At 67.6% G+C, this 26,735-nt stretch carries 21 protein-coding genes; 11 read left to right on the forward strand and 10 right to left on the reverse strand.

What is annotated here, in order from left to right:
• Positions 1–56 precede the first annotated feature (56 nt).
• Positions 57–1,643: an ABC transporter substrate-binding protein gene (locus ACQPY0_RS35430; protein WP_432970635.1), complete on the reverse strand. Its 1,587-nt coding sequence runs from the start codon at positions 1,641–1,643 to the stop codon at positions 57–59.
• Positions 1,644–1,866: 223 nt separating this feature from the next.
• On the opposite strand from ACQPY0_RS35430, the gene ACQPY0_RS35435 reads away from it, so the two are divergent.
• On the forward strand, positions 1,867–2,769 hold the full coding sequence (locus ACQPY0_RS35435; protein ID WP_432970638.1) for a dihydrodipicolinate synthase family protein: 903 nt from the start codon (positions 1,867–1,869) through the stop codon (positions 2,767–2,769).
• Between the two features lie 145 nt (positions 2,770–2,914).
• Here the strand turns inward: ACQPY0_RS35435 and ACQPY0_RS35440 are convergent, their stop codons facing one another.
• The 5 genes from ACQPY0_RS35440 to ACQPY0_RS35460 all read right to left on the reverse strand — a co-directional run bounded on the left by ACQPY0_RS35440 (position 2,915) and on the right by ACQPY0_RS35460 (position 12,425).
• Positions 2,915–6,301, reverse strand: a complete 3,387-nt coding sequence (locus ACQPY0_RS35440; protein WP_432970641.1) for a pyruvate carboxylase — start codon at positions 6,299–6,301, stop codon at positions 2,915–2,917.
• Positions 6,302–6,449: 148 nt separating this feature from the next.
• Positions 6,450–7,760 carry a M20/M25/M40 family metallo-hydrolase gene (locus tag ACQPY0_RS35445; protein WP_432970644.1) on the reverse strand — a complete coding sequence of 437 codons (1,311 nt, stop codon included), beginning with the start codon at positions 7,758–7,760 and terminating at the stop codon, positions 6,450–6,452.
• 12 nt (positions 7,761–7,772) lie between these two features.
• A complete protein-coding gene (locus tag ACQPY0_RS35450; protein ID WP_432995508.1) occupies positions 7,773–9,119 on the reverse strand; it encodes an L-serine ammonia-lyase in 1,347 nt (448 codons plus the stop codon).
• Positions 9,120–9,591: 472 nt separating this feature from the next.
• Complete coding sequence (locus ACQPY0_RS35455; RefSeq protein ID WP_432970647.1) at positions 9,592–11,253, reverse strand: N-acyl-D-amino-acid deacylase family protein; 1,662 nt, start codon at positions 11,251–11,253, stop codon at positions 9,592–9,594.
• The gene (locus tag ACQPY0_RS35460; protein ID WP_432970650.1) at positions 11,250–12,425 is read right to left on the reverse strand and encodes a mandelate racemase/muconate lactonizing enzyme family protein; all 1,176 of its coding nucleotides are present in this window, start codon (positions 12,423–12,425) and stop codon (positions 11,250–11,252) included. Before ACQPY0_RS35460 ends, ACQPY0_RS35455 begins: the two co-directional genes overlap by 4 nt.
• 112 nt (positions 12,426–12,537) lie before the next feature.
• Between ACQPY0_RS35460 and ACQPY0_RS35465 the strand changes: the two genes are divergently transcribed.
• The 7 genes from ACQPY0_RS35465 to ACQPY0_RS35495 all read left to right on the forward strand — a co-directional run bounded on the left by ACQPY0_RS35465 (position 12,538) and on the right by ACQPY0_RS35495 (position 21,540).
• The gene (locus tag ACQPY0_RS35465; RefSeq protein ID WP_432970653.1) at positions 12,538–13,329 is read left to right on the forward strand and encodes a FadR/GntR family transcriptional regulator; all 792 of its coding nucleotides are present in this window, start codon (positions 12,538–12,540) and stop codon (positions 13,327–13,329) included.
• Positions 13,330–13,430: 101 nt separating this feature from the next.
• Positions 13,431–15,881: a hypothetical protein gene (locus ACQPY0_RS35470; protein WP_432970656.1), complete on the forward strand. Its 2,451-nt coding sequence runs from the start codon at positions 13,431–13,433 to the stop codon at positions 15,879–15,881.
• A gap of 156 nt (positions 15,882–16,037) precedes the next feature.
• Complete coding sequence (locus tag ACQPY0_RS35475; RefSeq protein ID WP_432970659.1) at positions 16,038–17,948, forward strand: serine hydrolase domain-containing protein; 1,911 nt, start codon at positions 16,038–16,040, stop codon at positions 17,946–17,948.
• Positions 17,949–18,099: 151 nt separating this feature from the next.
• On the forward strand, positions 18,100–19,095 hold the full coding sequence (locus ACQPY0_RS35480) for a hypothetical protein (RefSeq protein WP_432970662.1): 996 nt from the start codon (positions 18,100–18,102) through the stop codon (positions 19,093–19,095).
• Between the two features lie 362 nt (positions 19,096–19,457).
• Positions 19,458–20,213 (forward strand): DeoR/GlpR family DNA-binding transcription regulator, encoded by a 756-nt coding sequence (locus ACQPY0_RS35485; RefSeq protein ID WP_432970665.1) that lies wholly within the window; start codon positions 19,458–19,460, stop codon positions 20,211–20,213.
• Positions 20,210–20,863: an HAD family hydrolase gene (locus tag ACQPY0_RS35490; RefSeq protein WP_432970668.1), complete on the forward strand. Its 654-nt coding sequence runs from the start codon at positions 20,210–20,212 to the stop codon at positions 20,861–20,863. Before ACQPY0_RS35485 ends, ACQPY0_RS35490 begins: the two co-directional genes overlap by 4 nt.
• A 53-nt stretch (positions 20,864–20,916) precedes the next feature.
• Positions 20,917–21,540: an LLM class flavin-dependent oxidoreductase gene (locus ACQPY0_RS35495; protein WP_432970671.1), complete on the forward strand. Its 624-nt coding sequence runs from the start codon at positions 20,917–20,919 to the stop codon at positions 21,538–21,540.
• Between the two features lie 122 nt (positions 21,541–21,662).
• On the opposite strand, the gene ACQPY0_RS35500 is transcribed toward ACQPY0_RS35495, so the two are convergent.
• Entirely contained in the window at positions 21,663–23,048 is a 1,386-nt protein-coding gene (locus ACQPY0_RS35500) for an IS1380 family transposase (RefSeq protein ID WP_432970674.1), read from the reverse strand.
• A 59-nt stretch (positions 23,049–23,107) separates the two neighbouring features.
• Between ACQPY0_RS35500 and ACQPY0_RS35505 the strand changes: the two genes are divergently transcribed.
• A complete protein-coding gene (locus ACQPY0_RS35505) occupies positions 23,108–23,560 on the forward strand; it encodes a hypothetical protein (RefSeq protein WP_432970677.1) in 453 nt (150 codons plus the stop codon).
• A gap of 52 nt (positions 23,561–23,612) precedes the next feature.
• Here ACQPY0_RS35505 and ACQPY0_RS35510 read toward each other — a convergent pair whose 3' ends face one another.
• On the reverse strand, positions 23,613–24,113 hold the full coding sequence (locus ACQPY0_RS35510; RefSeq protein ID WP_432970680.1) for a helix-turn-helix domain-containing protein: 501 nt from the start codon (positions 24,111–24,113) through the stop codon (positions 23,613–23,615).
• Positions 24,114–24,179: 66 nt separating this feature from the next.
• Between ACQPY0_RS35510 and ACQPY0_RS35515 the strand changes: the two genes are divergently transcribed.
• Together ACQPY0_RS35515 and ACQPY0_RS35520 are read left to right on the forward strand one after the other, a co-directional pair.
• Positions 24,180–25,058 (forward strand): alpha/beta fold hydrolase, encoded by an 879-nt coding sequence (locus tag ACQPY0_RS35515; RefSeq protein WP_432970683.1) that lies wholly within the window; start codon positions 24,180–24,182, stop codon positions 25,056–25,058.
• Positions 25,055–25,339: a hypothetical protein gene (locus ACQPY0_RS35520; RefSeq protein WP_432970686.1), complete on the forward strand. Its 285-nt coding sequence runs from the start codon at positions 25,055–25,057 to the stop codon at positions 25,337–25,339. The genes ACQPY0_RS35515 and ACQPY0_RS35520 overlap by 4 nt, the downstream gene beginning before the upstream one ends.
• Positions 25,340–25,404: 65 nt before the next feature.
• Here ACQPY0_RS35520 and ACQPY0_RS35525 read toward each other — a convergent pair whose 3' ends face one another.
• Together ACQPY0_RS35525 and ACQPY0_RS35530 are read right to left on the reverse strand one after the other, a co-directional pair.
• Positions 25,405–26,256 (reverse strand): hypothetical protein, encoded by an 852-nt coding sequence (locus tag ACQPY0_RS35525; RefSeq protein ID WP_432970689.1) that lies wholly within the window; start codon positions 26,254–26,256, stop codon positions 25,405–25,407.
• Positions 26,253–26,567 carry a PadR family transcriptional regulator gene (locus ACQPY0_RS35530; protein WP_432970692.1) on the reverse strand — a complete coding sequence of 105 codons (315 nt, stop codon included), beginning with the start codon at positions 26,565–26,567 and terminating at the stop codon, positions 26,253–26,255. Before ACQPY0_RS35530 ends, ACQPY0_RS35525 begins: the two co-directional genes overlap by 4 nt.
• Positions 26,568–26,735 lie beyond the last annotated feature (168 nt).

Raw genomic sequence — 26,735 nt, forward strand, 5'->3', positions numbered from 1 at the left:
TTCCTCGTTCGACGGTGATCTCGGTGGTCTCTATCCGAACGGTGCCTGGCAGCCTTCTAGCCGAGCGACGCCGCCACCAGGTTACGCGAATCAACATCAACTCCCGCCTTGTAGTTGTGCACACGCTTTGACACGCCGACCTGGGGCCACTGATAGCCGTCGATCAGCATGGGCAGGTTCTCTGCCTGCCAGCGTTCAAGGCTCTGGATGATCGCCTTGGCCTCATCGGGGCCGGCCTCTTCCGCCTCGGTGATCTTGGCATCGATCGCCGGATCGTTCAGATGGGTGGTCAGCGCGGTCAGCGACCCACCGGTCTTGAACCAGTTCTCGTACAGATCGAGACCATCGGTCGCCGACGCGGCCCCGTGGTACATCGTGAACTTTCCCTTCGGGACGTCGCCCCAGTATGCGGACGGGTCATAGGCCCGCGGCCTGGCGTCGATTCCCACCTGCTTCAGGCTCTGCTGCAGCAGCTGCACGTGGCAAGCGGCCGCCGGCCAGTTGCTCTCGTACTCGACACTGAACGAGAGCTTCGTCCCGTCAGAGACACCCGGAACGCCTTGGGCCACCCGCGTGCCGCCGGAGCTCGGTACCTTCCAACCAGCCTCGTCGAGCAGGTCGCCAGCCTTCTGCAGCGCCTCGTCGCGAGATGCGGCCTTGTAGGCATTGATTTCGACGTAGTCCGGATCCCACGGCCGAAGGATGTTTCCGTAGGTCACTGCGCCTGTGCCGTACCAGCACGCCGACTGCTTGCCGGTCCGATCGACCGCCCAGGAGACTGCTTGGCGCACCTTGAGGTTGTCGAACGGCGCCTTGGTCCGGTCCCATCCGAAGAAGAGCGGCGCGATGACGTCGGACTGGATGATGTTGATCTGCCCCTCCTGCTTCACGTTCGCGACATCGTTGTAGCCGATCACGGCGATGTCAACGGAACCGGACTTCAAGGCCGCCGCGCTAGCCGTAGGATCGGTACCGAACGTGATGACTACCTTCCCGATCTTCGGCACGTTGTAGTAGTGCTTGTTGACGGTGAATACCATCTGACTCTTCGGCGTGTACTCACTGAGAGTCCACGGCCCACTGGTGCTCGTCGGCTTCGTGAAGTAGTTCTTGTCGGCCTCGACGACCTTCTTCGACAGGATCGCCGCGCTCCCCGGCCGACCGAGCAACGACGTGAAGGTGCTCATCGGCTTCGCGAGCGTGAAGATGACCTGGTCGGAACCCGAGGTCTCGATCGACGAGATACCGGCGAGCTGACTCTTGAGCACATCGCCGGCTTTCGCCCGCTCGATCGAGTACTTCACGTCGTCGGGCGTGATCGGCGAGCCGTCACTGAACTCGACGCCTTGACGCAGTGTGAAGGTGTACGTCTTCCCGTCCGGCGACACCGTCCAGCTCTGGGCGAGCGAGCCGACAATCTTGCCCGAGTCATCCCGCTCAGTCAGCGTCTCATACATCATCGCCATCGGCACCAACGAGGCGCTGGTGAATGCCTTGTTGGGGTCGAAGCCCTGGGTGGGCTCGGTGCCCAGCTCGCGCAGGACGGAACCCGCGCCAGGAGCGTTCGATGCTTGCCCACAACCAACCAGCGTGGTACAAGCGATAACCGCGGTGGCTATAAGACTGGCTGCTCTGAGCTGCATGGTACTCCTCGGGGACCTCGAAAACGCCGTGGCATGCGACCGGTTGACCGCAGACCTTAAGTGGCCTGGGACACAGGTGTCAAGGCTCTTGTCTTAGGTCCTATGTAATCTTCTGGCAGCCATCAGGCCCGCGGTCTGGCACACAGGACAAGCAAGCCATGGTGAGCGCATTCAGGGTTAGCACCCTTGACATAGGTCAGATGACGCCGGAAGGTATCCTGCTATGACTTCCATTGCGCACTGGTCCGGGGTCTTCCCCGCCTCGCTGTCCATGTTCAACGCCGACGGCTCGATTGACGAGTCCGCAACCGCTGCTCACGTGCGTAGCCTCGTGGAGGACGGGGCACATGGGGTCGTCGTCGGAGGGACGAGCGGCGAGTTCGTGACCATGACCGACGAGGAGAGGATCCGCGTCGTCGAACTCGCGGTCGATGCGGTCGCCGGTCGGGTCCCTGTGATCGCGGGAACCGGCGCACCCGGTACCGCGCAGACGATCGCGCTGACCGCTGCCGCTGCCGACGTGGGCGCCTCGGCCGCCCTGGTCATCCTCCCGTTCTACCTGCGCCCGAATCGCGACGAGGTGCTCGCCCACTTCCGCGCAGTCGGCGCAAGCAGTCCGATTCCGGTGTTTCTCTACAACAATCCGGGTAACACCGGCACCGATCCGGTGGACGCGCGCGACATTGGCCAGCTCTACGCCGACGGACTTCTCCACGGCGTGAAGAGCACCTTCCCGACCGTGCATCAGGTGTCGGAAGCGATCGACGAGACGGGCCCGGATTTCCGAACGTTCTACGGCGGGTTCATGGCACCTCTTGCCGGCCTTGCCGAGGGCGCCCATGGATGGATCAGCGGCGTTCTCAACGTGGCGCTGCGAGAAGCGATCACGCTGTGGGACGCGGTTCAGAAGGGCGACCTCGCGACGGCGCGCACTGCCGCGGCGACCATCCGGAACTACCGCTACCTCTACAGCCGGCTCCCGCTCGGCGAGGTCAACGATCTGGCTCTCTACCGACAGATCCTGGAGATTCGCGGGCGGCATGGCGGCCACTCCCGCGCGCCGATCCGTGACCTTGACCCGAGCGTGCGACCGCAGCTGGAGCGCCTACTCGCAGCTATCGGCTGAACCGACGAGGTCGACACACCGATGCACCAGGTCGCCGCAGGGTCGCGACCCTGCGGCGACCGACGAGATGTGAACGTCCCGCACGAACTCCTCTCCGAGAGGATCATCGCCTCAACATCACGGTGTCCGGGAAACCGGTGTCAGGTCACTGCTCGAGCAACGCCAGAATGAGGTCGCCGCCCTCGGCTTGTTGGGTACCGATGAGAGCGACTCGTTCGACGATGCCGGCGACGGGCGCGGTGATGAGAGCCTCCATCTTCATGGCCTCGATGATCGCGAGGGTGTCGCCCGCACGTACCTTGTCACCGTGCCCCACCACCAGAGTGACCACGCCGGCGAACGGCGCCGCAATGTGCCCAGGTACGGCAGGATCGGCCTTCTCCCGGGCCGGGGCAGCGGGTCGGGCAGTGCGATCGCGGACGTTGACGGGTCTCAGCTGCCCGTTGATCGTGCACATGACCGTGCGGATTCCTTGCTCGTCGGCGTCGCCAATCGACTGCACGCCCAGTAGCAGCGTCTTTCCTTCTTCCAGCATGACTTCCAGTTCCTGGCCCGACTGGAGGCCGTAGAGGTACGGGTGGGTCCGGAGCACCGAGAGGTCGCCGTATCTGTGCAGCGACTCGAGAAAGTAGCGGTTAGGTTCGGGGAAGAGCAGTTCGTTGAGCGTGGCACGGGGCCGTGTGGCCAACGCCTGCTCCTGTTCGGGGGTGAGCTCGACCCCATGCGCGTTCGAGCTTCGTCCCGCCAAGGCCTTGGTCCGGAAGGGCTCGGGCCACCCTGCCGGTGGATCGCCCAATTCGCCGGAGAGGAAGCTCGTGACCGATGCCGGAATGTCGAACCGTGCTGGGTCCGCGGCGAAGTCGGCGGGCGTGGCACCGACCGCCACCAGGTGCATCGCGAGATCTCCGACTACCTTGGACGAAGGAGTTACCTTCACGATATTGCCCAGAATGCGGTTCGCAGCGGCGTACATGTTCTCGATCTGCTCGAACTTCTCACCAAGGCCGAGTGCGATGGCCTGCTGCCGGAGGTTCGACAATTGACCACCCGGGATCTCGTGGTGATAGACACGCCCTGTTGGTGCCGGCACGCCCGACTCGAACGGCGCATAGAGACGCCGGGTGGCGTCCCAGTACGGTTCGAGGTCGCACACGGCCGACAGTGCCAATCCTGTGGCCCGTGGTGTGTGATCGGTCGCCGCCACGAGGGCGGACAGGGCCGGCTGGCTGGTCGTGCCAGCCATGGCGGCGCATGCGGCGTCGACAGCGTCGACTCCGGCATCGACGGCGGCCAGCAGGGTCGCGAGCTGGCCGCCTGGAGTGTCGTGAGTGTGCAGATGTATCGGAACGTCGAATCGTTCTCGTAAGGCCGAGACCAGGGTGCGGGCCGCAGGTGCGCGCAGCAGCCCGGCCATGTCCTTGATTGCCAGCACATGAGCGCCTGCGTCGACGATGCGCTCGGCGAGACGGAGGTAGTAATCGAGGGTGTAGAACTTCTCGGCGGGATCCGAGAGGTTACTTGTATAGCACAGTGCGACTTCCGCGACGGCCGAACCAGTCTCGCGAACGGCGTCAATTGCCGGCCGCATCTGCTCGACATTGTTCAGCGCGTCGAAGATGCGGAAGATGTCGATGCCGGTCACCGCGGCCTCGCGGACGAATGCCGCGGTCACACTGGCGGGATACGGGGTGTAGCCGACCGTGTTCCGACCCCGCAACAGCATCTGCAGGCAGATGTTGGGCACCGCCGCACGCAACGCGGCGAGGCGTTCCCACGGGTCCTCGGCCAGAAAACGCAGTGCGACATCGTAGGTCGCGCCACCCCAGACCTCCAGTGAAAGGAGTTCCGGCGTCAGGCGTGCGACATGTCCTGCCACGCCAAGAAGATCACGAGTACGTACGCGGGTCGCCAGCAGTGACTGGTGCGCGTCGCGGAAGGTCGTGTCGGTCACCGCAACCGCGGTCTGGTCGCGCAGCCGGCGCACGAACGCATCGGGGCCCAGCCGCTCGAGCAACTGCCGGCTGCCTGGCGGTGGTGCTTGAAGAAGGTTGACGTCGGGGAGCTTGGCGACCGGGTCGATGAGGGCAGGTGCTTGGCCATAGGGGCGATTCACCGTGGCTTCGGCGAGATAGCTCAGCAGCTTCGTGCCACGGTCCGCGCTCCAACGCGCCGAGAGCAGCTGGGGGTGGTCGTCGATGAAGTTCGTCGTGAGCCGTCCCTCGACGAAGTCCGACTCGCTCACCAGCGCCTGGAGAAACGGGATGTTCGTGGCGACGCCGCGAACACGGAACTCGGCCAACGCCCGGCGCGTCCGGCCGACCGCGGCCGCAAGGTCGGGTCCTCGGCACGTCAGCTTCGTCAACATCGAATCGAAGTACGGCGACACCTCGGCTCCGACGAACGTGTTTCCTCCGTCCAGGCGGACTCCCGCACCACCCGGTGCGCGGTAGGCAATGATCGTCCCGGTATCGGGCCGGAAGCCGTTCGCCGGATCTTCGGTGGTGATCCGGCACTGCAGGGCAGTACCGCGAATCCTGATCGCATCTTGCGCCAACCCGAGATCGGCAAGCGTATGTCCAGCCGCAATCCGCAGCTGGGCTTGTACCAGATCCACGTCGGTGACCTCCTCGGTCACGGTGTGTTCGACCTGGATGCGGGGGTTCATCTCGATGAAGACATGGTCGCCCTTGGCGTCGACGAGGAACTCCACGGTGCCGGCGTTGACGTACCCGACAGCGCGCGCGAAGCGCACCGCGTCCGCGCAGATCCGCTCCCGCAATCGAGGGTCCAGGTCCGGCGCAGGGGCGATCTCGACCACCTTCTGATGTCGCCGCTGGACTGAGCAATCACGCTCGAACAGGTGCACCATCTCGCCGGTAGCGTCGGCGAGGATCTGCACCTCGATGTGCCTGGGATTGATCACCGCCTGTTCGATGAAGACGCTCGGGTTGCCGAAGGCCCCCTCCGCCTCGCGCATGCAGACGTTGATCGCCTCACGCAAACCCGCTGGCGCGTCCACGCGGCGCATGCCACGACCGCCGCCGCCGGCCACAGCCTTCACGAATACTGGGAAGGGCAGTCGCGAGCCAGCCACCAGGAGCGCGTCGACGTCGGTGGACGGGGCGACCGATACAAGCGTTGGAACGCCCGCATCACGAGCCACTGCTACGGCCCTCGACTTGTCCCCCGTCAACCTCAAGACCTCTGCCGGCGGTCCCACGAACGTCACACCCGCTTCGGAGCAAGCCTCCGCCAATGCCGGGTTCTCCGACAGGAACCCATATCCGGGATACACCGCATCAGCACCGGCGCGAACTGCGATCTCGACGATTGCACGGGGGTCCAGGTAGGCGCGTACGGGATGCCCACGCTCACCGATCTCATAGGCCTCGTCTGCCTTCATCCTGTGCTCGGATCGCCGATCCTCGTACGGAAATACCGCGACCGTGCTCGCGCCCAACTCCACCGAAGCCCGGAAGGCCCGGATCGCGATCTCACCCCGATTCGCGACGAGTACCTTCTCAAAGAACATCGGTTACGCCCTTCTCTTGCGCCCTAGGTGACGACGAGATCGTGAGTCCTGCCTTGCATCGAAGAGCTCCCCCATCGGACTGAGACATCGTCCGAAACGCCCCTGGTGCGACGCCAGGACCGAGACAGCGGTCAACTCACTCAAGCGCTCAGCAATTCGCCAGGAACCTGTCCAGGACGCGGACGCCGAATTGCAGCGATGAGACCGGCACGCGTTCGTCGATGCCATGGAACAACGCCGCGAAGTCCAGTTCCGCGGGCAGCAACAGCGGAGTGAATCCGAAGCAACGGATGCCCAACGTGGAGAACGACTTGGCGTCCGTCCCGCCGCTCAACAGGTAGGGCGCCACGTGAGCTCCCTCGTCTTCGGCCCGCAGGGCGGCCGCCATCTGGTCGACCAATGCGCCTTCGAAGGAGGTCTCCACCGCGATATCGCGCACGAGAAAGTCCCGCTCGATGCCCTCGCCGATCAGCTCATCGATCTCTGCAAGCAGCGCGTGCTCCTGGCCTGGGAGGTACCGCGCGTCGATGGTGGCCTCGGCACGGCCTGGGATGACGTTGGTTTTGTACCCCGCCCGCAGCATGGTCGGGTTCGCGGTGTTGCGGATGGTCGCGCCGATCATCCGGCTGAGCGTACCGAGTTGGTGCAGCCACTTCTCCGGTTGGCCGGGGTCGAGCTCGAGGCCGGTTCGCTCGGCGATCGAGTCCACCAAGGCACGCACCGTGTCGTTCAGCACGATCGGGAACTCATGCGCGCCGATCCGGGAGACGGCCGCGGCCAACTGGGTTACCGCGTTGTCGTCGTGCACCATCGAGCCGTGGCCGGGGCTGCCGGACGCGGTGAGGCGAAGCCAGTTGATGCCCTTCTCGGCGGTCTGAATCAAGTAGATGCGCGCGCCCTGGTCGAGGGTCACGCTGAAGCCACCCACCTCGCCAATCGCCTCGCTGCAGTCCGCGAAGAGATCCGCATGCTGGTTCACCAGGTAGCGGGCGCCCAGGGCGCCCCCGCCCTCCTCGTCGGACACGAACGCCAGCACGATGTCGCGGGCCGGTCGGCGGCCCGTCCGTGCCCACTCCCGCACCACAGCCAGTGTCATCGCGTCCATGTTCTTCATGTCCACCGCACCGCGGCCCCACACGTAACCGTCCTGAACCTCGCCAGCGAACGGATCGACGGACCACTCCCCTGCCTCCGCCGGGACCACGTCCAAGTGACCGTGCACGAGAAGAGGCGGCCGACTGGAGTCGTGTCCCGCGATACGGGCGATCGTCGAGGCGCGGCCGGGCGCCGCCTCGACGATTCGCGACTCGATTCCTACCTCGTCCAGCTTGGCCGCCACCCACTCGGCCGCCGGCCGCTCCACATGCGTCGGGTTCGACGTGTTGATCCGGATCAGCTCCGTGAGCAGATCGACGACCTCGTCCTGCGCCGCCGCACCGCTATCGATTGCTGCGCTCATTGCCACTTCCCTTCAGCATTCGACAACGTTCACCGCGAGCCCGCCACGCGCCGTCTCCTTGTACTTGGTCTTCATGTCGGCGCCGGTCTCCCGCATGGTCTTGATTACCTTGTCCAAGCTGACGATGTGCTGGCCGTCGCCGCGGAGCGCGAGACGTGCCGCATTGATTGCCTTCACCGCGGCCATCGCGTTGCGTTCGATACAAGGAACCTGCACCAAGCCACCCACCGGGTCACAGGTCAGCCCAAGGTTGTGCTCCATCCCGATCTCCGCAGCGTTCTCGACCTGCTCGGGTGTCCCGCCCAATACCTCGCAGAGCGCTCCAGCCGCCATCGAACACGCCGAACCGACCTCTCCCTGGCATCCAACCTCGGCACCAGAGATGGATGCGTTCTCCTTGAACAGGACGCCAATCGCTCCAGCCGTCAGGAGAAAGCGGACAACTCCCTCGTCGTCCGCGCCCGGGCAGAACCGCGTGTAGTAATGCAGCACTGCGGGGAGCACGCCGGCCGCTCCGTTGGTCGGCGCGGTGACCACTCGGCCGCCGGCAGCGTTCTCCTCGTTCACGGCCAGCGCGAACAGGTTGACCCAATCCATTACCCGCAGCGGATCGGTCGCGTAGGGCTCGGCACACAGCCGCCGATACAACTCCGGCGCCCGCCGACGCACCTGCAACCCGCCCGGCAGCGTGCCATCAGTGGTCAAGGCACTGCGTACGCACTCTTGCATCACCGACCAGATGCGCAACAACTGCGCCCGCACGTCGTCTGCGCAACGCCATGTCTGCTCGTTCGTGAACATGACGCCGCTGATCGGCAAATCCGCTTGCTGACAACGCTTGAGCAACTCCGCCGCGGTCGTGAACGGCAAAGGCAGGGCAGTTTCGTCAGGCTTGACGCGGTCAGCTCCGGCCGCCGACTCATCTACGACAAAGCCGCCGCCCACCGAGTAGTAGGTACGCTCACGCAGCACCGCGTCGCCGGCAAAGGCGAAGAACTTCAGGCCGTTCGGATGGAAGGCCAGCGCCCGGCGTCGGTGCAGGACGATGTCGTCCTCAGCGAGGGACACCCATCGACGACCAAGCAGCTCGACCTTGCCAGCGGCCAGCGTCGCAGCCACCCGCTCAGCGGCCGTCGAAGTTTCGACCGTCTCCGGGCGCTCGCCGAGGAGACCCAGCACCACCGCGCGGTCACTTCCATGACCGCGGCCAGTCGCGCCGAGTGATCCGAACAGCTCGGCGCGTACCCGCGTAACCTCGCTCAGTAACTCGTCATCGGCCAGACCCTGAACGAATTTCCGGGCAGCATGCATCGGCCCGACCGTGTGCGACGACGACGGCCCTACTCCGACGGAGAACATGTCAAAGACGCTGATCGTCACGTGCCAAGCCGCCTGACGCACCCATTCGGCCTCGCCCGGAACAGCGACTCGGGGACGTCGCCTGATGACGAACGCTCGTGAACCGACCCACCGCGGCACGAAGCGGCCGACGACGTGAAGCTTGCGGCTGCCGGATCGCCACGGTCAGCAGCGCGTGCGGCCAGAAGGCCGCGTCGACCCACATCAGCCACTACGGCCACCTCAAGACTTGTTGGAGTAATACAGGACCTAGGTCATTAGTTCGACTCTATTGCGCGAAGCCGGACGGGGTCAATGTCCCGCGCATGAAGAAGATGTTCGGCACATCGGATGGAGCCCGTTGGGGCAACTTTGGCCAAGGCACGACCCTCAGCGCCGGGCCGCCTCCGGCGCGGGGTCACCGCCGGCAGGCTCGCGCGACATCGACGAGTCGCACCAGCGTGCGGGGCGTCGACGCACTCACGCTCGGCAACTATGCGGTGGCTGGTGACGGCAACGGCGCGATGAAGGCCGATGACGGGTTGCGGCCGTACGCAGGTCCGCGGAGCGCGCGCCCCGGGGTGCGTCCGGTCATCATGCCGTCGCGGAGCACCGGCTGGCCATACACGAACACGTGCTCGACACCGTGAGCGAACTCGCGCGGCCGCTCGAAGCTCGCCGGTGCGGCGCTGAGCCCGAGGTCGAAGACCACGATGTCGGCGACCTGGCCCGTGCGCAGCAGACCGCGGTCGGACAGGCCCAGTCGCTGGGCCGGCAACGAGGTCATCTTGCGTACGGCTTCCGGCAGGGACAGCAACTGCTCCTCGCGCACAAATTCGCTCAGTACTCGCGTGAAGCACCCGTATGCCCGCGGGCTCGGGGCGGCACCGATGAAGATGGAGTCGCTGGCGATCATTCCCAACGGATGACAGACGAACTTCCACAGGGTCATAGCGTGCGGGCTGGGCCGAGTGAAGGTCGCCGCAGGGTTGGCGCGCACCAACGTGCAGAGCACGCGGCCGAGCGGGGCGTCCAGGGTCACCACGACCTCGCTCAGGAAGCGGCCCTCGAAGTGACGATGTTCCGCGTCCGTCAAGTTGCCGAGCCGGAGATCGGAGAAGGGCGCGTTCGCGACGTACTGACGCGCCGCGGCGCTGTCCTCGATTTCGTCGGCGATGCGGGTCATGGCGTCTTGGTCGGTCAGCCTTGCGGCCATCGCGTCCGGACCGTCGACCTGTGCCCAAATCGGCAGCAGTCGCGAGAGTCGCGTGCCGCCCCACTCGTATGTGTAGATGTCGAAGGTGACATCGACTCCGCTCTCGTTCGCGTCAGTCAGCAGATCGAGCATGCGCTGAGCGCCCCCGGGATGCGTCGCACGAGCATTGCGCGAGAAATGCGTGACCTGCAACGGCGAGGCGGCCCGGCGCGCAATGTCGATCGCCTCCGCAAACGGGTCGAGGTAGGTGTCGCCCAGTCCGTAGCGTACGTGGGTGTGGTAGCTCCCGCCGAGCTTGGCCGACTCCGCGGCAAGCGTCACCACCTCATCCGTTGTGGCGTGGCTGCCGGGCGGATAGTCGAGACCGGTCGAGAGGCCGAATGCGCCGTCGTACATCGCTTCGCGCACCATCGCCCGCATGGCGACCAGCGCAGGTCGGTCCGCCGGCGCATCGCCCCAGCCCAGGGCATTGATCCGTACCGGTGTATTGCCCACATAGCTCGCGACGTTGACGGTCGTGCGGCCCTCATAGGCCTCAAGCTGCTCGCCCAGCGTGCGCCACGGCAACGCCTCGCCGGGCAGCCCGGCGATTCCAGCGTTCTGCCGTGCGAACGCGGCGAGGTCGGCGGGGTCTGAGAATGGCGCGTAAGACAGACCGTCGACCCCGATGACCTCGGTGGTAACGCCCTGCCGGACCTTCATTTCAAGATGCCGGTCCTGGAGCAGCACGAGATCCGAATGGCTATGGATATCGATGAAGCCCGGCGCGACAATCTTGCCGGTAGCGTCAATCCGTTCCCTCGCCGAGACCTCGGACGTGTCGCCGCGCAGGATCTCGACCACCCCGTCCCGCACCGCGACACTCGCGTGGAACCCAGGATTCCCGCCACCGTCGATGACCAGCCCGTGTTCGATGAGGAAGTCCGCCGGATAGCTCATCGAGTACCACCGAGATCGAGGACGAGGTTCGGCTCACTGCGATCGAGTTCACGCACGTTCAGCGTCGGGCCGAGACCGGGACCTTCGGTCGGATGCCACACACCGCCCTCCACGACCGGCGCGCCGACGACATAACGTTCCCAGTAGGCCGCCTGCTCGGGGATGAACAACGACTCACTGATCATGAAATTGGGCAGCGTCGCCGCCAGATGCCAGGTCGCAGCGCTCTGCAGCGGCCCAAGCGGATTGTGGAAGGCGATCGAGATCGCATGAGCCTCCGCCAGATTGGCGATCCGGCGGGCAGCGGTGATCCCGCCACACAGACCGACGTCAGGCTGCGCGACAGCCACCGCATGCGACTCGATGAACGGCGCGCTGGTCAGATGGTTACCCCACCGCTCCCCCGCGGCGATCGGCGTACTGACCCGACCGGACACCTCACGCAGCCAGTCAAGGCGCTCGAACGGAACCGGCTCCTCGATAAACGTGAGGCCGTACGGCTCGAGCGCCTCAGCCAACCGGATCGCGTTCGCCACATTGAGCCGACCGTGACAGTCGAGCATCAGATGCACATCGCGGCCAGCTGCCTCCCGGGCCGCGGCAAAGTACTCGGCAATGTAGCCGAACACCCACGGGCTCAGGATCTCGGTCTCGGTGTGATGCGGTGCGACGAGCGGGGCCCGGTCATGCCGGACACTCGTGACCTTCTCATAGAAGCCCGGCAGCGTGGTCTTGACAGCACGAAACCCACGCTCCACCCGATCACGGACACCGGCGGCGAGACCCTCGGGCGACCCACTCGCAGCAGCATGGGTATACAACAGCACCTCATCCCGGAACGCGCCGCCCAGCAGCCGGTGCACCGGAACCCCCAGAGCACGGGCATTGAGGTCCCACAGCGCCTGATCGATGGCACTGATAGCAATCGTCAGCAGCGTGCCCCCGAGGAAGGCGTCACGATAAAGGCGCTCCTGAATCCGCTCAATGCGGGTCGCGTCCACACCGACCAGGTTGTCAGCCATCTCATCGATCAACGCGACGACCGAACGCGTCCGGCGACGCATCGCCACCTCAGCCTCACCGACCAAGCCGTCCTCGGTCTCGATCTGGACGTAGATGGCGTTGTAGAGACCAAACTCAACGGGCCATCGGCGCACGCGCGCGATTCTCATATATCCTCCATTGGTCTACTAAGAACCTAGGACATAAGTTAGTAGATAGCAACAGCCGATATCATGGCCGGGGGCCGGCCACCGGTCCGGCCGGTTGAGAAGGAGGCATGGGATGGCCGAGACGCTGTCCGAGGGGCCCGAGGGCACCGACAACCACGCAAGGCTCGATCGCCCAGGCGGGAGCAGACGGATCCCGCTCGGAGCGAGGATCGCGACGTCGATCCGCGAACGCATATCGGCTGGCGAGCTTCGCGCCGGCGACGAGCTGCCCACAGAGGCTCAGCTGGCAGAGCGGTTCGGCGTCAGCCAGCGGGTTGTCCGCGATGCGCTGCGCGCGCTCCACAGCGAGGGCATCATCGCGACACAGCAGGGCAAACGTGCCGTCGTGCGCGACCTGCAGCCCGTAGCAGTGGGCAACTACATGAGGTTCCTGCTGGACGCCGACGCCAGCGCAATCGACGAATTGATGGACCTGCGGGCCCTGCTTGAGGGGCGGGCCGCTCGGCTCGCCGCCGAGCGGGCAACGCCGCCACAGATCGCCGCGATGCGCCGCGCCATTCGCACCATCGCGGAAGCCGACGACGACCTTGACGTCCGCGTGCCGGCCGACCTGGGCCTGCACGACCTGATCGCACGGGTGTGCGGCAACCGGTTCATCCAAGGCGTACTCGCGGCCATGGCCGAGATCCTGGCCGAGGAGCGGCGTTGGGGCGCCGAGATCAACCGGTCCGTCGGTATCGGCCACCTCGAAACCAACGCCCAGCACGCAGCCTTGGTTGACGCGATCGCGAACGGCGAGGGCGAGCTGGCCGAGAAGCACGCGATCGAGATCGTTACCCGGGCCCGCCACTACTTCAATGACTCGCAGCGCTCGGACCGACGCGAATGGACTCTTTCGACCTAGGTCCTACCATTGCTAGGCTGCGGCTCATGAGTTGGACGAGTCCCCGCGGCGCAGGTAACCGAGGCGCGTCGCAGGCGCCCGCTCGCGGCGTCGATGCCCACGTGGTCGAACAGTGGTCGACTGGCGCCGAAGTGCGTCAGGCGGCCGAGTTCCGCCATGAGCCCGGACGACGGGCCACATTGATCCTGGCTGGCACCTGCCTGCAAGCGATCACCGAGGACGGTCGGACGCTGTTCCGGCTCGGCGACCTCGTCGTGACCAGAGTGCTGCACGTGGCCGAGATCGTCCGCGGCGCGGTCGCTCTCGTTCTCGTTCGCGAACGAGAGGTCGTGCTGCTCGATCTGAACCAGGGCACCAGACTGTGGAGTTACACGGCGCCGGAGGGCACCCTGCTCTCGGGTCCCGGTTCTTCCAAGCTGATGGCGTACGGCGACGGATTGTGCTGGTTGGTCGCGCCCGGCTACGCCGAGACGATCAGCTGCTTCGACATCGACGCGTCGGGTGCCGTTCGTCTGCGGTGGGAGCGCGACTTCGCTGGACGCTACGACCGCGGCTTCGGCCCGGTCCTCATCGTCGACGACATAACCGGCTCAGGCCGCGACCAGCTGCTCATCTCCACACGGACAGGGTCCGCCTACGGTGATGAAGAGCGCACCGAAGGCCACGACGTTCCCACCGAGAAAGTGGTCTTGGGGAGGGCCGACGGGCACCTCTATCAGGCTGTCATCGACTTGCGCGATGGGTCCACGGTGACTGACGTGGCCTATCGTCCAGATCCCGGCGATTATCCGTGTGCGCGGCCCTATGGGCTACTCCAGGTCGTCGCCTCCGGCGATGATCGCTACGTGGTGCAGGTCAGTTGCCAGGTCGAGGAGTACTACGCCGTCACCCGCGCCGACGGGCACCACCTCGAGCGAGCTTGGGGAGAGTTCGTCGAGAAGGACGCGCCGATCGACGAGCAGGAACTGCGTCCGCAAATCTCGTCGGTCGTGCCAGGGCCGGACCCGAGGCTCATCGTCGGGCACTTCGACGGCACCGAGTGGAGGACGCTGGTCCGCTCGGTGGCGACCGGGGAGATCATCGAGTCGCTGCCCGGACACTACTACTGGGGCACGCTGCAGATGCCCGATGGCGCCGCGCTGGCTATCGTCAGCCCGGCCGGCCGACGGCGTCTTGACGGCACCGAGGGGCTGCGCACGTTCCGACTAGACGGCTCCGGACGGCTCTCCACGATTCGCTCGCTGGCCCCAGTCACCTGCGACGAGGGCGAGCTGCCACCGGATGTGTCATTCCACGCGGCGCGCCGCTCGCTGCTGCCGCTGGCGCGCGCCGACGGCACTGTCGGTCTGCTCACCGCCGACGGCGACCGATTGGTCTGGTGGGATCCGGCGGCTGACGAGTGCGTCGAACTGGGTCGTGTCGGCGTGGTCGCCGGATATCCCGGCCTCGACGGCGCGGTCCTGCTCGTGGGCCAAGACTCAACGGTGTATCGGGTCGATCGTGACTTGTCGCTGTCAGCCGGGCTGCATCCCGTCGGTCGACGCCCGCACGCTGTCGCGGCCGTTGCCGGCCCGTCGGCGTGGCTGATCAGTTCGCGGGGGGACGGCACGAGCCAAGCACGGTCCGGGACTGCCTGCTACGAGCTGGCTGGGCGGCCCGGTGCTCTGGCCGTCGACGGCGCGGCCCTGCTGGTGGCAACGATCGTCGATGCCGCCGGCAGCGTGCGCGTGTGGCGCTCGGGACCGTCCGGTTTCGCACTGCTAGGCGAGATCATCAGCGATGGCGCGCCCGACCACGCCCTGTTCATCGACGATCCGTGGCGTGTCGTGGTGAGCGAGCACACTGGCGTGCACACTGCGGCCGTCGGCTGTTATCAGCTCGACGGGACCCCGGTTTGGCGCGACGAACGATGGGGGGCGCACCCCAACTTTCCATTGGCCGCCGTTGACCGGCAAGGTCGCCGGCTGGTCAGTTACGACGACCACGGGGTGCTGCTGTTGCGCGATGGGCACACCGGCGTCGAGCTTGCCCGGCGGGACTGGACGGCGGCGTACACCACACCGGCAATCGTCGATGTAGATGGCGAACAGCTGCTGCTTCGACTCGGAGGAGTACACGGCGTCGAAGCCGTCGATCTCGAGCTGCGAGAACGATGGCGGCTGACGACCGAGCTGATGCGGTACTACCCGGGCGAGGCCGCGGTCGCTTACACGGCCGGGGGGCCGGTGATCGGATCCTGCGGTCGCGACGGCGTCCTCGACCTGCTCGACGTCCGCACAGGAGCAGTGACCGCGAGCACCGAGGTCGGGGCCGTTGCCGGACGCCCGCCGGTCGTCGCCATGGCCCTCGCCCCGGACCGCGACCCGTCGTTCGTGGTCGGAACCGCGGACGGACGGCTGGTAACCGTAGATCCGAACAATGGCGCCGCCAGGCCTTGGCCGCTCGTTTTCGAGGCGGCCGTCGAGTATCTCGCCGTCGCCGAGACCAGCGACGGATTCTGCGAACTCGTCGTCGGAACCTCCGACGGCATGCTGCACCGGGTCGCCTGCTGATCTACCAAGGACCACCTCGCAGTCCGTATGCCCTTGGTCTGCGAGGTGGCTCGCGAACCCGACCCCGACCGGATCCCGATGGTGGGGCTGGCTGCAGTATGCATCGGGTCGCCAGCCGGATCGTCCTCAGCGATGATCATCCATAGCATCTGAGCCATGAGCAAGCATGTCATTCGCGCCGCGCTCGCCTCGACGGTGGCGCTGACAGCGCTGCTGGTGGCACCGGGCACCGGGCACGCCGAGCCCGCCGCCGACTATGCGGCCTTCCTCGACGAGACCGTACCGGCGCAACTGGCGAAGTACCGAATTCCCGGCGCGGCGGTGGTCGTCGTCTCCGGCGGGCAGCAGGTGGCCGTCAAAGGGTACGGGCAGGCCGATGTCTCCGCCGGCGTCCCGGTCGTGCCGGACCGCACCGGCTTCTTCATCGGCTCGTCCGCGAAGATGTTCACCGCCACCGCGGTCATGCAACTGGTCGAGCAGGGCCGGCTCGACCTGCACGCCGACGTGAACACCTACCTCGACACCTTCAAGATCCCGGACACGTTCCCGGGCCGGCCGATCACCCTGGCCCATCTACTCACCCACACCTCCGGCTTCGAGGACAAGATCCTGGGCGTGGCCGTTCGAGATCCGGCCGACGTGGGACCGCTCGCCGAGTACGTGGCCAAGCACCGGCCCGAGCGGGTCCGGCCGCCCGGAGAACTCGCCTCCTACGACAACTACGGCTACACCCTGGCCGGATACGTGGTGCAGGTCGTGTCCGGCCAGCCGTTCGAGCAGTACGTGGCAACTCACATCACACAGCCGCTGGGCATGTCCGGCACGACGGCCGCGCAGCCGCACCCGGCCGCCATCGAGACCACCATGGCGCACGGCTACCGGCCCGACGGCGACGGGCAGGTGCCGGCCCGCGGCCAGTACGGCCCCCTCGCCCCGACCGGGGCCGGTGTCGTGGCCACAGCTACCGACATGGGCCGCTTCCTCAACGCTCAGCTGTCCGCCGGCGCGGGACTGCTCAATCCGGCCTCGATCACACAGATGCAGACCCGGCAGTTCACCCACGACCCTCGCCTGCCGGGCATGGCCTACGGCTGGGAGGAACACCCCCGCAACGGACAGCGGATCCTCAGCAAGGACGGTGACGTGCCGGGGTTCCACAGCAACCTGGCCATCCTGCCGGACAAGGGCATCGGCGTCTTCGTCGTCTGCAACGGCGACGGTGTCGACGGCACGGGCTCGTACGCCACCAAGGAACTCGTCGAACGGTTCGTCGACCGCTTCTTCCGCCCCGCTGCCGGTGCGCCGCGCGCCGAAGCGACCGGCAGCGTCGCGAAGTACACCGGCAACTACCGTGTCACCCGCACCGGCGACGACCTCACCAAGGCCGCCGTGCTGGTGTCGTCAGTGTCGGTCGAGCCGGGACCCGATGGCGCTCTGACCACCACCGGCCCGCTGTCCGCCGACCCGGACAAGACCACCCAGCATTGGGTACGCGTGGACGACGACCTCTTCCAGGAGCGCGACGGCCAGGATCAGCTCGGGTTCCGGCTCGACGACGACGGGCACGTCACCGCGCTGTACACCACGGCCAACCCCACCGTCGCCTACGAACGCCTCGCCTGGTGGCAATCACCGGCCCTGCACCAGGCACTGCTGGCGGTGAGCCTGCTCGTGCTCGTCGCATCGGTGGTGTACTGGCCCATTGCCGCCCTGGTCCGTCGGCTCCGCCACCACGCCGCGCCCTCCCGCTGGGCCCGCGCCGCGCGGCTGGCCGCCTGGACCACCGCCGCTCTGGTGACCGCGTTCACCGCAGTATTCGCGGCGGCCTTCGCCGACGCCAACAAACTCAACGAGAGCATCGTGGTCGGCACGTCACCGCTGCTGGTCACGGCGCTCGCACTGTCGACCACGGCGGTCGGGTGCACCGCCGTCGCCCTCGTGTGCGCGGTCGTCGCGTGGCGCCGGCACTGGTGGACCCTGCCCGGCCGGCTGCACTACACCCTCGTGACACTGGCCGCCGGCACCTTTCTCGGCATCGCCACGAGCTACCACCTGGCCATCGCCTGACACCCGGCGTCGGCTGAGTGATGCGTTCCTACGCTCGGCGCGAATAGTGGCAGTGGTGAACAGTTTGATAATTCGTATTAGCGTCTTGACGCCGTCTGATCGGAACCGCGAGACTCATCGATCAATCGATCGATGAGACGGAGGTGTGACCATGAGCGTCCCCATGGATCGCCGGCAGGTGCTGCGCGGCGCGGTGCTGCTCGGCGGAGCGGCCGCCGCCGGTGGCCTCGGCGCCGCGACGAGTGCGACCCCGGCCTTCGCGGCACCGGCCGGGTTCCCGAGCTACCGGTACATCGGCACGCCGTTCACCAAGGCGAACCTGCGCTACAACCCCACCAACGAGCTGATCTTCCCCTGCATCCGCGGGGTCTCCGACAAGGTCAGCACCGCGCTCGCCCGCTACTACCTGTACTACGCGCCGCACGACGCGCCGGGCGGGATCTGCCTCGCCTACGGTAACTCGCTCGGGGGCCAGTTCACGGAGTACCCGAACAACCCGATCATCGCCAACGTCTGGTCGCCGCACTACAGCGTGAGCCACGTGTCCTCGCCCCACGTGATCTGGGACGCCGCCGCGCGCCAGTTCTACCTGTACTTCCACGGCGAGAACACGACGACCCGGATGGCCTGGTCCAACGACGGCATCCACTTCACCTATCACGGCCGGGTTCTGCACACCGGCGTCATCCCCGGCTCGACGGAGACGTCGTACGCCCGCGTCTTCGAGCACAGCGTGGCGGGGCTGGGCAACAAGTACATCATGCTGTTCATGGGCGTCACGAACGGTACCCGGAAGATCTTCTGGGGCTGGTCATCGACGGGTAAGACGTTCCAGTTCGACCCGACCCCGCTGGTCACGCCGGGGCCGGACGGGCAGGTCGACATCGCGGCGCCGACGTTCGTGACCCGCAACGGCACCGCCTACGTCATCTACCACGGCAACGGCGGCAACATGTTCATCACCGAGGTCGGCCTGAACCTCGACCGCGAGATCCATCTCGGCGTCTTCCACTACGCGATGACCGGCGCCCCCGACAACGGGCGCAGCGCCGCCGCCTCGTTCGGCACCCAGGACGGCGTGCAGTACATGTTCTATGAGGCCGGTCCGCGGCTGCACTCGACGATCGCCGTCGCCCGCGCCATCTGACTCGGATCCGCGGATAGGGATACAACATCCGCAAAGGGGCGTGGTGGCGGCGGCCGCGGGGGCGATGTGCCCGGATCCGCGGTGAGGTGGAGCGCCGGCCGGGCTTGGTGGCGGGCCGGACGGCGGTCGCGGGCTCGGCGCAGGGCAGGCCGGCGATGGATGCCAGGGCCAGGATCACCCCGGCGGCCGCGACCGCCGTCATGGTCGTGCTGGCACTCCCTCCACGACGCCGCACAGCAGGAAGCAGGCGAAGGTGACAGCCCGGGCCACCCACGGAGCAATGAACACACTTTCAAACACCACTAACATAATCCGCGTTTGAAATGTTGCTTTGATCATTCCCGGTGGTGTTCAATAGCGGCATGACGATCAGCGACCGCCACCGGCGGATCCTCGACGCCGTGCAGCAGGCCGGCCAGGTCGGCGTGACCCAGCTGGCGGAGCTGACCGGGACCTCCGAGATGACCGTGCGCCGCGACCTGGAGCAGCTGGCCGACCAGGGGATGCTGGAGCGCTACCGCGGCGGCGCGCGCAGCCTCACGCTGCGCGGCGAGGAGCCGCCGTTCGCCGTGCGCACGCACGAGGGCCAAGACGCCAAGCGGCGCATCGCCGAGGCGATCGCCGACCTGATCGTCGACGGCGAGGCCATCGTGCTCGACAGCGGCACCACCTGCCTGGAGGTCGCCCGCCTGCTCGCGCCGCGTCGGCTCACGGTTATGCCGCTGTCGATGCACGCGGCCAACGCCCTGGTCGGCGCCCCGCAGCTGCGGCTGCTGCTGCCCGGCGGCGAACCCCGCCCCGACGAGCTCGCGCTCACCGGCCCCCTCGCGGAGGCGTCCCTGGCCGCGCTGCGCTTCGACACCGCAATCCTCGGCTGCTGCGGACTGACCCCGGACGGGATGACCGCCTACGACCTCGCCGACGCCGCGATCAAACGGGCGATCATCGCCTCCGCCCACCGCGTGATCGTGGCCGCGGAACCGGCCAAGTTCTCCCGCACGGCCCTGGCCTACGTGGCGCCCGTGTCCGCCTTCAGCATGGTCGTCACCACCGACGACGCCGCCGAAGACGACACGAACGCGCTCACCGCCGCCGGCACCATCGTCCACAAGGCGTGATCGACGTGCCCGACGTCATCCTGTTCGACCTGTTCGGGGTCATCGCCCGCAATCAATCCCCAGCGGCCAAACGAGCACTCGCCGCGACGGCGGATGCTCCGGCCACCGCGTTCTGGGACGCGTACTGGCGGCTGCGCGCCCCCTACGACCTGGGCCAGATCACCGGCGCCGAGTACTGGCGATGGGTCGCCACCGCCCTCGGCACCACCTTCGACGAAGACCGCGTCACCGCCCTCATCGCCGCCGACGTCGCCAGCTGGAGCGCCGTCGACGACGACATGGTCACCCTGATCGAACGCGCCGCAGCGGCGGGGGTACGCCTGGCCTTGCTGTCGAACATCCCCGAAGAACTCGCGAGCCACTACGAACGGCACCACGCCCGGTGGCTGCGCCACTTCGACCTCGCCGCCTTCTCCTGCCGCATCGGCCGGGCCAAGCCGGACGCCGACGCCTACCTGTGGTGCTGCCGCAAGCTCGGCCTGACCCCCGACCGCGTGCTGTTCATCGACGACCGCGCCGAGAACATCCACGCCGCCGAGCGCGCCGGCCTGCACACCCACCTGTTCACCGGCGCCGCCGCGACCGCCCAGGCGATCGACGCCGCCACGGGGCCCGGCCGCCACGGCGAAACGACGTTCGCCACGGCCTGAGTCGTCATCGCACCGTCAATCCGTTCCTGACCAGCAAACCGGAGGTTGTCGCCATGACCCGTGTCGGGGTGATGCTGCCGCGGGACCTTCCCGCAAACCAGGTCCTGACCTACGCCCGCAGAGCCGAGCAACTCGGGTTCGACGAGCTGTGGGTCGTGGAAGACCTGGGATTCCGCGGCGGCGTGGCCCAAGCCGGTGCCGTCCTGGCAGCGACCTCACAGATCGTGGTCGGCATCGGCATCCTGCCCGCCGGCGCCCGCAACGCCGCCTTCGCCGCGATGGAGCTCGCAACCCTCGCCCAGCTGTTCCCCGGCCGGCTCATCGCCGGCATCGGGCACGGCATGCCCGACTGGATGCGCCAGGTCGGCGCCCGCCCGGCCAGCCCCCTCACGCTACTGCGCGAATACACGGTCGCCCTCCGCACGCTGATCCGCGGCGAACCCGGCCCCGCAGCCGGGCACTACGTCAACGTCGAGGGCGTGATCATCGGCGAAACGCCGCAGGTGGTACCACCGATCGTGCTCGGCGTCCGTGGCCCGAAGTCGATCGCCATCGCCGGACAGGTCTCCGACGGGCTACTCCTGGCCGAGCCCGCCGCACCGCCCTACATCCGAGACTCGATCGAGCGCCTCGCCTCAACCGCATCAGACCCGGATCCGTGGATAGCGGCGGCGTGATTGACGCATATCACTGATGGGCGATGGGTGATGCGGTGTTTCTGCCGGTGGGTATGGTTGTGGCCCGGTGGCGCCGGGTTCGCTGGTCTCGGTGGGGTGTTCGGGCCGGTCGGGCCTGGTGGTCAGGTCCAGATCGGTAGTCGGCGCAGTCGGGGCAGAACTTCGGCGAGGCGTTGTTGGTCTGGGGGTAGTCGCAGGGTGAGCTGCCCGGCGTGGCGGACCAGCCGGGCCGGGACTGTCAGCAGCCGATGCCGCAGGGTGCCCAGATGGGCCCGGCCGCGTCCGTCACCGCCGTCCAGACCGGCCAGTTCCTGCAGCCAGGCGGACAGGTTCACGGCCAGCAGCGCACCCCACATCCACACCGTGTTCGCTGCCCGGCTGGCTGAGGGCAGGTGCCGCAGCGCGGCGCCGTGCTTGGCGTCGCGGATGCGGTCTTCGATGTCGGTGCGCATCCGGTGCCACGCCTCGACCGCGACCGCCCTGGCTGGGGTGGACACGTCCAGGTTGGTGGCGATGAACGAGTACGCGTACACGTGGCCGACGAGGCCGTCCAGAGCCAGGGCGAGTTGGTCCTTGGGGATGGTGCGCCGGCGACGGGCCCGTGGATCGGTCGAGACGTCGGCGGCGCGGACCTTGACCCGCCGCACCACGCACGTGGTGCCCGGTGGCCACCCGGCCGGCGCGTAGTCGCAGACGGCAACCTGGGCACCCTTCATCCGCTTTGCCGTGTGCCACGCCGTGTCCGGGACCGCGGCGGCGGCCCGCCAGACCGCCGGGTTGCGGGTCACCCCCAGGGAGAAGTCGCAACCAGCCGCCACTGCGGCGGCCGCGATGTCCTTGGCGAAGTAGCCCACATCGCCGCGCACCTTCGGCCGCACGCTGACCCCGGCCACGCGCAGGGTGGCCACGCTGCGTTCGATCAGCGATCCCGCCCCCGGGCGCGGGTCCTCGTCCCCTGCGAGCAGGTCCGCCGCGGTGACCAGGCCGGCCTCCGCCCACGTGGCCACGTGCGGACGCCCGGCCCGGGCACCCTTGTAGCTGTAGGCGATCCCTTCCTTCTTGGCCCCGTAGCACTCCACATCGGTGCCGTCCAGGTCGATGGTGGCCCCACCCGTACGCAGCACCGCGCGCCGTCTGGCCGGCAGCAGTCCCACCACCCGGCCCACGATCTCCCCGATGCCTTCCTCTACCCCGGCCACCTGGGCCGGGCCGAACCGGTCAGCAAGCTGCACCGCGGTGGTCGAGGCCGGTGTGGCCACCGCCGACAGCGCCTCCCCGGCCGGATCGGCACGGCGGCGGTCCAGCCCGGTCCAGAACTGCGCACCGCACATCTGCGCCTGCGCCACCGCGACCAGGAATTGCCCCGCGGACAGGCCCCGGTCCCGCTGCTTGATCGCACCGACTGCGTCGTCCAACGCGGCGGTCACGCCCAACCGGCCGACCAACTCGGCCACCGCGACCACACCCGACACCGGCGTCAACGACGCGTCCGGTGCACCGACACGCACCCGACCTGCCAAACCAGGTATCCTCTGCACCGAACGGGTGTCCTTCTCACAGCGACGGATTGGTCCCTAGACAAGTCCAATCATCCCTGCTGACAAGGCATCCGTTCATCTATGCCACGCCGTGTTGTATCCCTATCCACGGATCCGGGTCAGAGGTCATCACCTACGACGCCGCGGTCGTCGGCCCCGACGGACACCGGGCCCGCGGCCTGGTACGACCCGGCCTGACCTGGATCGGCGAGCCAGACTGGGCGCCGCACCTCGCCCCGCTGCCCTTCGCGGCCGATCTGGCGCGGCACCGCCAGGCGTCCTGCAGTCCCGAGGAGTTCGCGGCAACGATGCCCGACGCCTGGCTGCGGGAACTGTCGCTGGCCGGGACACCCGACGAAGTGCGCACGCAGATCGCGGCCCGGCACGCCGCCGGCGCCACCAGCGTCGTGATGGTCCCCGCCGAACCCGACCCCCTCGACGCACTGCCGAGACTGGCACAGGTGCTCCAACAGCAACGCTAGGGCATCAGCTGGTCACCGAAGGGCGATGCGCGTCGGCTGACGAACGACGGGTTCAGCTCTGGTCGATCGGGAAGAGGATGGGGCTGAGCAGGTAGAGCTGACGCCCCGATTTCGGCGCGTTGTCCATCTTGGCTGCAAGCATCTCGCGCACCTGCTCAGCCATCGATGCCACTTCCTCCTTGCTGAGCCAGAGCGGGACCTGCACGTACCCGACCATGTCGGCGGTGGGATCGGCGTTCTGCCGGTCGAGGTAGGCGTTGAAGTCGGCGAGCAGGGCGGCCATGGCGGCGGCGAACCCGTGCCGGTGATCGTCCAGCGTCATGGCCGCCGCATCTTGCGGGCTGATACGTGTGCGTGCCCGATCGAGCCGGTAGGTCCGTTCCACGGCGCCGTGTACCCGCTGCTCCGCGGTGACCTCCAGCAGCCCGGCTGCCGCAAGCGTGCCGACGTGCCGGTACAGGGTGGTCTTGGGCACGTCAGGGAGTCGCTCGCCGAGTTCGGCGGTGGTGAGGGTCCGGCCACCGGCGAAGGCGTGCACGATGCGGATCCGCACCGGGTGCAGGAGCAGGTCAACGATGTCCACGCCTCCACTTTTCCACATCTGGTACCATTCCCAAATATGGAAACGCTCAACGCGACCGACAACGGCCGGCCACCGGTCGTGTTCCTATCCGGCGGCGGAGCCATCGGCCGCGACTACTGGAATGTGCACCGCAGAGCCGCGGAGCTGACCACCAGCGTGATCTACGACCGCGCCGGAACGGGAGACGGCGTGCCCGCCGACCTGCCCCGCACGTCGACCCAGGTGACCGACGAACTGCGCGCACTGCTGCACGACGCCGCTCTCCAAGGCCCCTACGTGCTCGTCGGGCACTCGCTGGGCGGCCTGTACGCGCGCCACTACGCGACCAGGTTCCCCGACGAGGTGGCCGCCTTGCTACTGCTGGACCCAGCGCACGAGGACTACAACTCCGCCATGCCCGCACAGCTGCGCGAGATCTGGGAGAGCTTCGACCCCGCCGAGGCCGCAGCGGCCTTCGACAACCTGCCCGACGAGATGATCCAGCTCTACAGCGGCCTCTTCCGGCAGGAGATGGCCGGCTGGCCACCGCAGATCCGCGAGCCGCTCATCGCCTACCACGTCAGCCCACGCGGACTCAAGGTCGGCTTCCAGGAGGCGAGCAACGTCGAGCAGCTCAACGCCGAGATCCGCGCCGCCGGCCCACTGCCCGACGTACCGCTGCGGATCCTGTCCTCCACCCAGGTCGACCCGTTCAAAACTGTTGTCTCCCAGGGCATCCCCGAGTCCCTCTTGCACGAGGAGATCGAAGCCAAGTTCCGGCTCTACACTGCATTCGCCAGGTCCGTACCCCGAGGCGAGGTGCACCCGGTCGCGGCCGGGCACGTCACGATCCACCTCCGCGGCGAACAAGCCGTCGCAGATGCTCTCGCCGACCTCGTCTCCGGCAGCGGTGATGAGGAAAGGAAGCGGGTATGAACAAGGAGGACCTTCTCGCTTTGGCAGGCATCGGCGGAGACAGTGATCAGGACACCGTCGGCGAGCTCGTCGAACGCGCAGCCGAACGGGGCGACATGGACGAGCTGCGCCGCCTCGCAGCAGCCGGAAGCACGGACGCCGTCGACCAGCTCGTCGAGCTCGCGCAGGAACGCGATGACCTTGACGAGCTACGTCGCCTGGCGGCCGGCGGCAACCAGGACGCCGCCGACATCCTGGCCGAACTTGCCGAAGAGACCGAAGAAGCCGACGGCGCAAGGTAATGGGCTCTCACGCCGGCCATGGCGTCGGTGCGGACGATCGAGCGCGAGTACGGACGCGGTGCGCCTCATGCCGCTCCCCGCCGCGTGGGAACGGTCGTCGGGCCACCGGTTTGCGTGGTGGTCGCCAGCCCGAGGGCGTAGGCGGTGCAGCTGGTGAGCAACGCGGGCAGGATCGTCATCGCGTCGGCCACCCGGCTGGTCGGGTCGCCCATCAACTGCGGATCGATGCCGAGCGAGGTTACCGGGTAGGCGGCGACGGCCACGCTCACCGAGTCGAAAACCGACAGGCTGTACACGGCGATTGCCAGCTCGCACGCCAGGATGCCACCGAACGCCATCGTGAGCACCGCGCGGCGCCGATGTCCCCGGCGAACCAGTGCGGCGGCCACTGTGGACAGTGCCCCGGTCGTCACCCCCCAGCCGCCGACGGCGGCGACCATGGGCCATCGGCCGATAGCGGTGATGAGCAGCATCACCGGCAGGGCGCCGAGGGTGAGCCCGGCCGGCGCGAGCGCCGAGGTGAACGGCAGCCGCGCGTGTCCCGCCAGCCAGATCGCCCCGGCGGCGACCGGCAGGGCCGCTGCCGCCGGCACGATGCGCGCGGACTCGGCGGTGACCGATGCGCCGGCAACGGCGGCGACGGCGGCGAATATCCACGCGCAGAGGGTGTACAGCATGAGATAGGCGCCGGCGAAGGCCACGGGTGCGGCGACCAGGCCGGTGGTCGCGTTCAGGTAGGGACGCAGCCGCGCGTACGTGAGCGCCTGCATTCGTTCGACGAGCGCGCAACGTGCCACGTCGGCCAGGTCACGCAGCGGCCGCCGCGAGTGGCTGAGCAGGTCGGCGATCTCCGGGCCGTACTGGTCCCGGACGTGGCGCGGGTACAGCGCGATGACCAGCCGGACCGCGCGGCTCATGACAGGGCCAACCGGCGCAGGCCGGTCCCGGCGACGGCCCGCATGCGCGACAGCTCCGCCTGCAGCGCGGCCCGGCCGCTGGCGGTGAGCTGGTAGGGCTTGCGGCGCTCCTGCTCCTGCAGGGCCTCGATGAGCCCCAGCTCCTCCAAACGGCGGATCGCCCCGTACAGCGTGCCGGGGCCGGGGCGCTCCCCGGTGAGGGCGGCGATGTCGTCCTGCATCGCGTACCCGTGCTTGGGGCCCTCGGCAAGGCTGACGAGAACGAGCAACGCCGGCTCCGAGAACCGGCCGAACTCGGTGAGCCCGGACATGCCACCTCCACTATTACGTGGAACGTAGCATCGCAGGACGTAGTACCGCTCGTCAATTCCACGGTCGTCGCGAACCGACACGCGCTCGTGGCCGACGACCGTGCGCTGGGAGACTCCGGCGGCCAGTCTCCCCGATCAGCGTGAAGACTGGCCGCCGGAGCGACGGGA

It is taken from the genome of Dactylosporangium sp. CA-233914 (genome assembly GCF_050942935.1).
In the GTDB taxonomy this organism is placed as follows: Bacteria; Actinomycetota; Actinomycetes; order Mycobacteriales; family Micromonosporaceae; genus Dactylosporangium.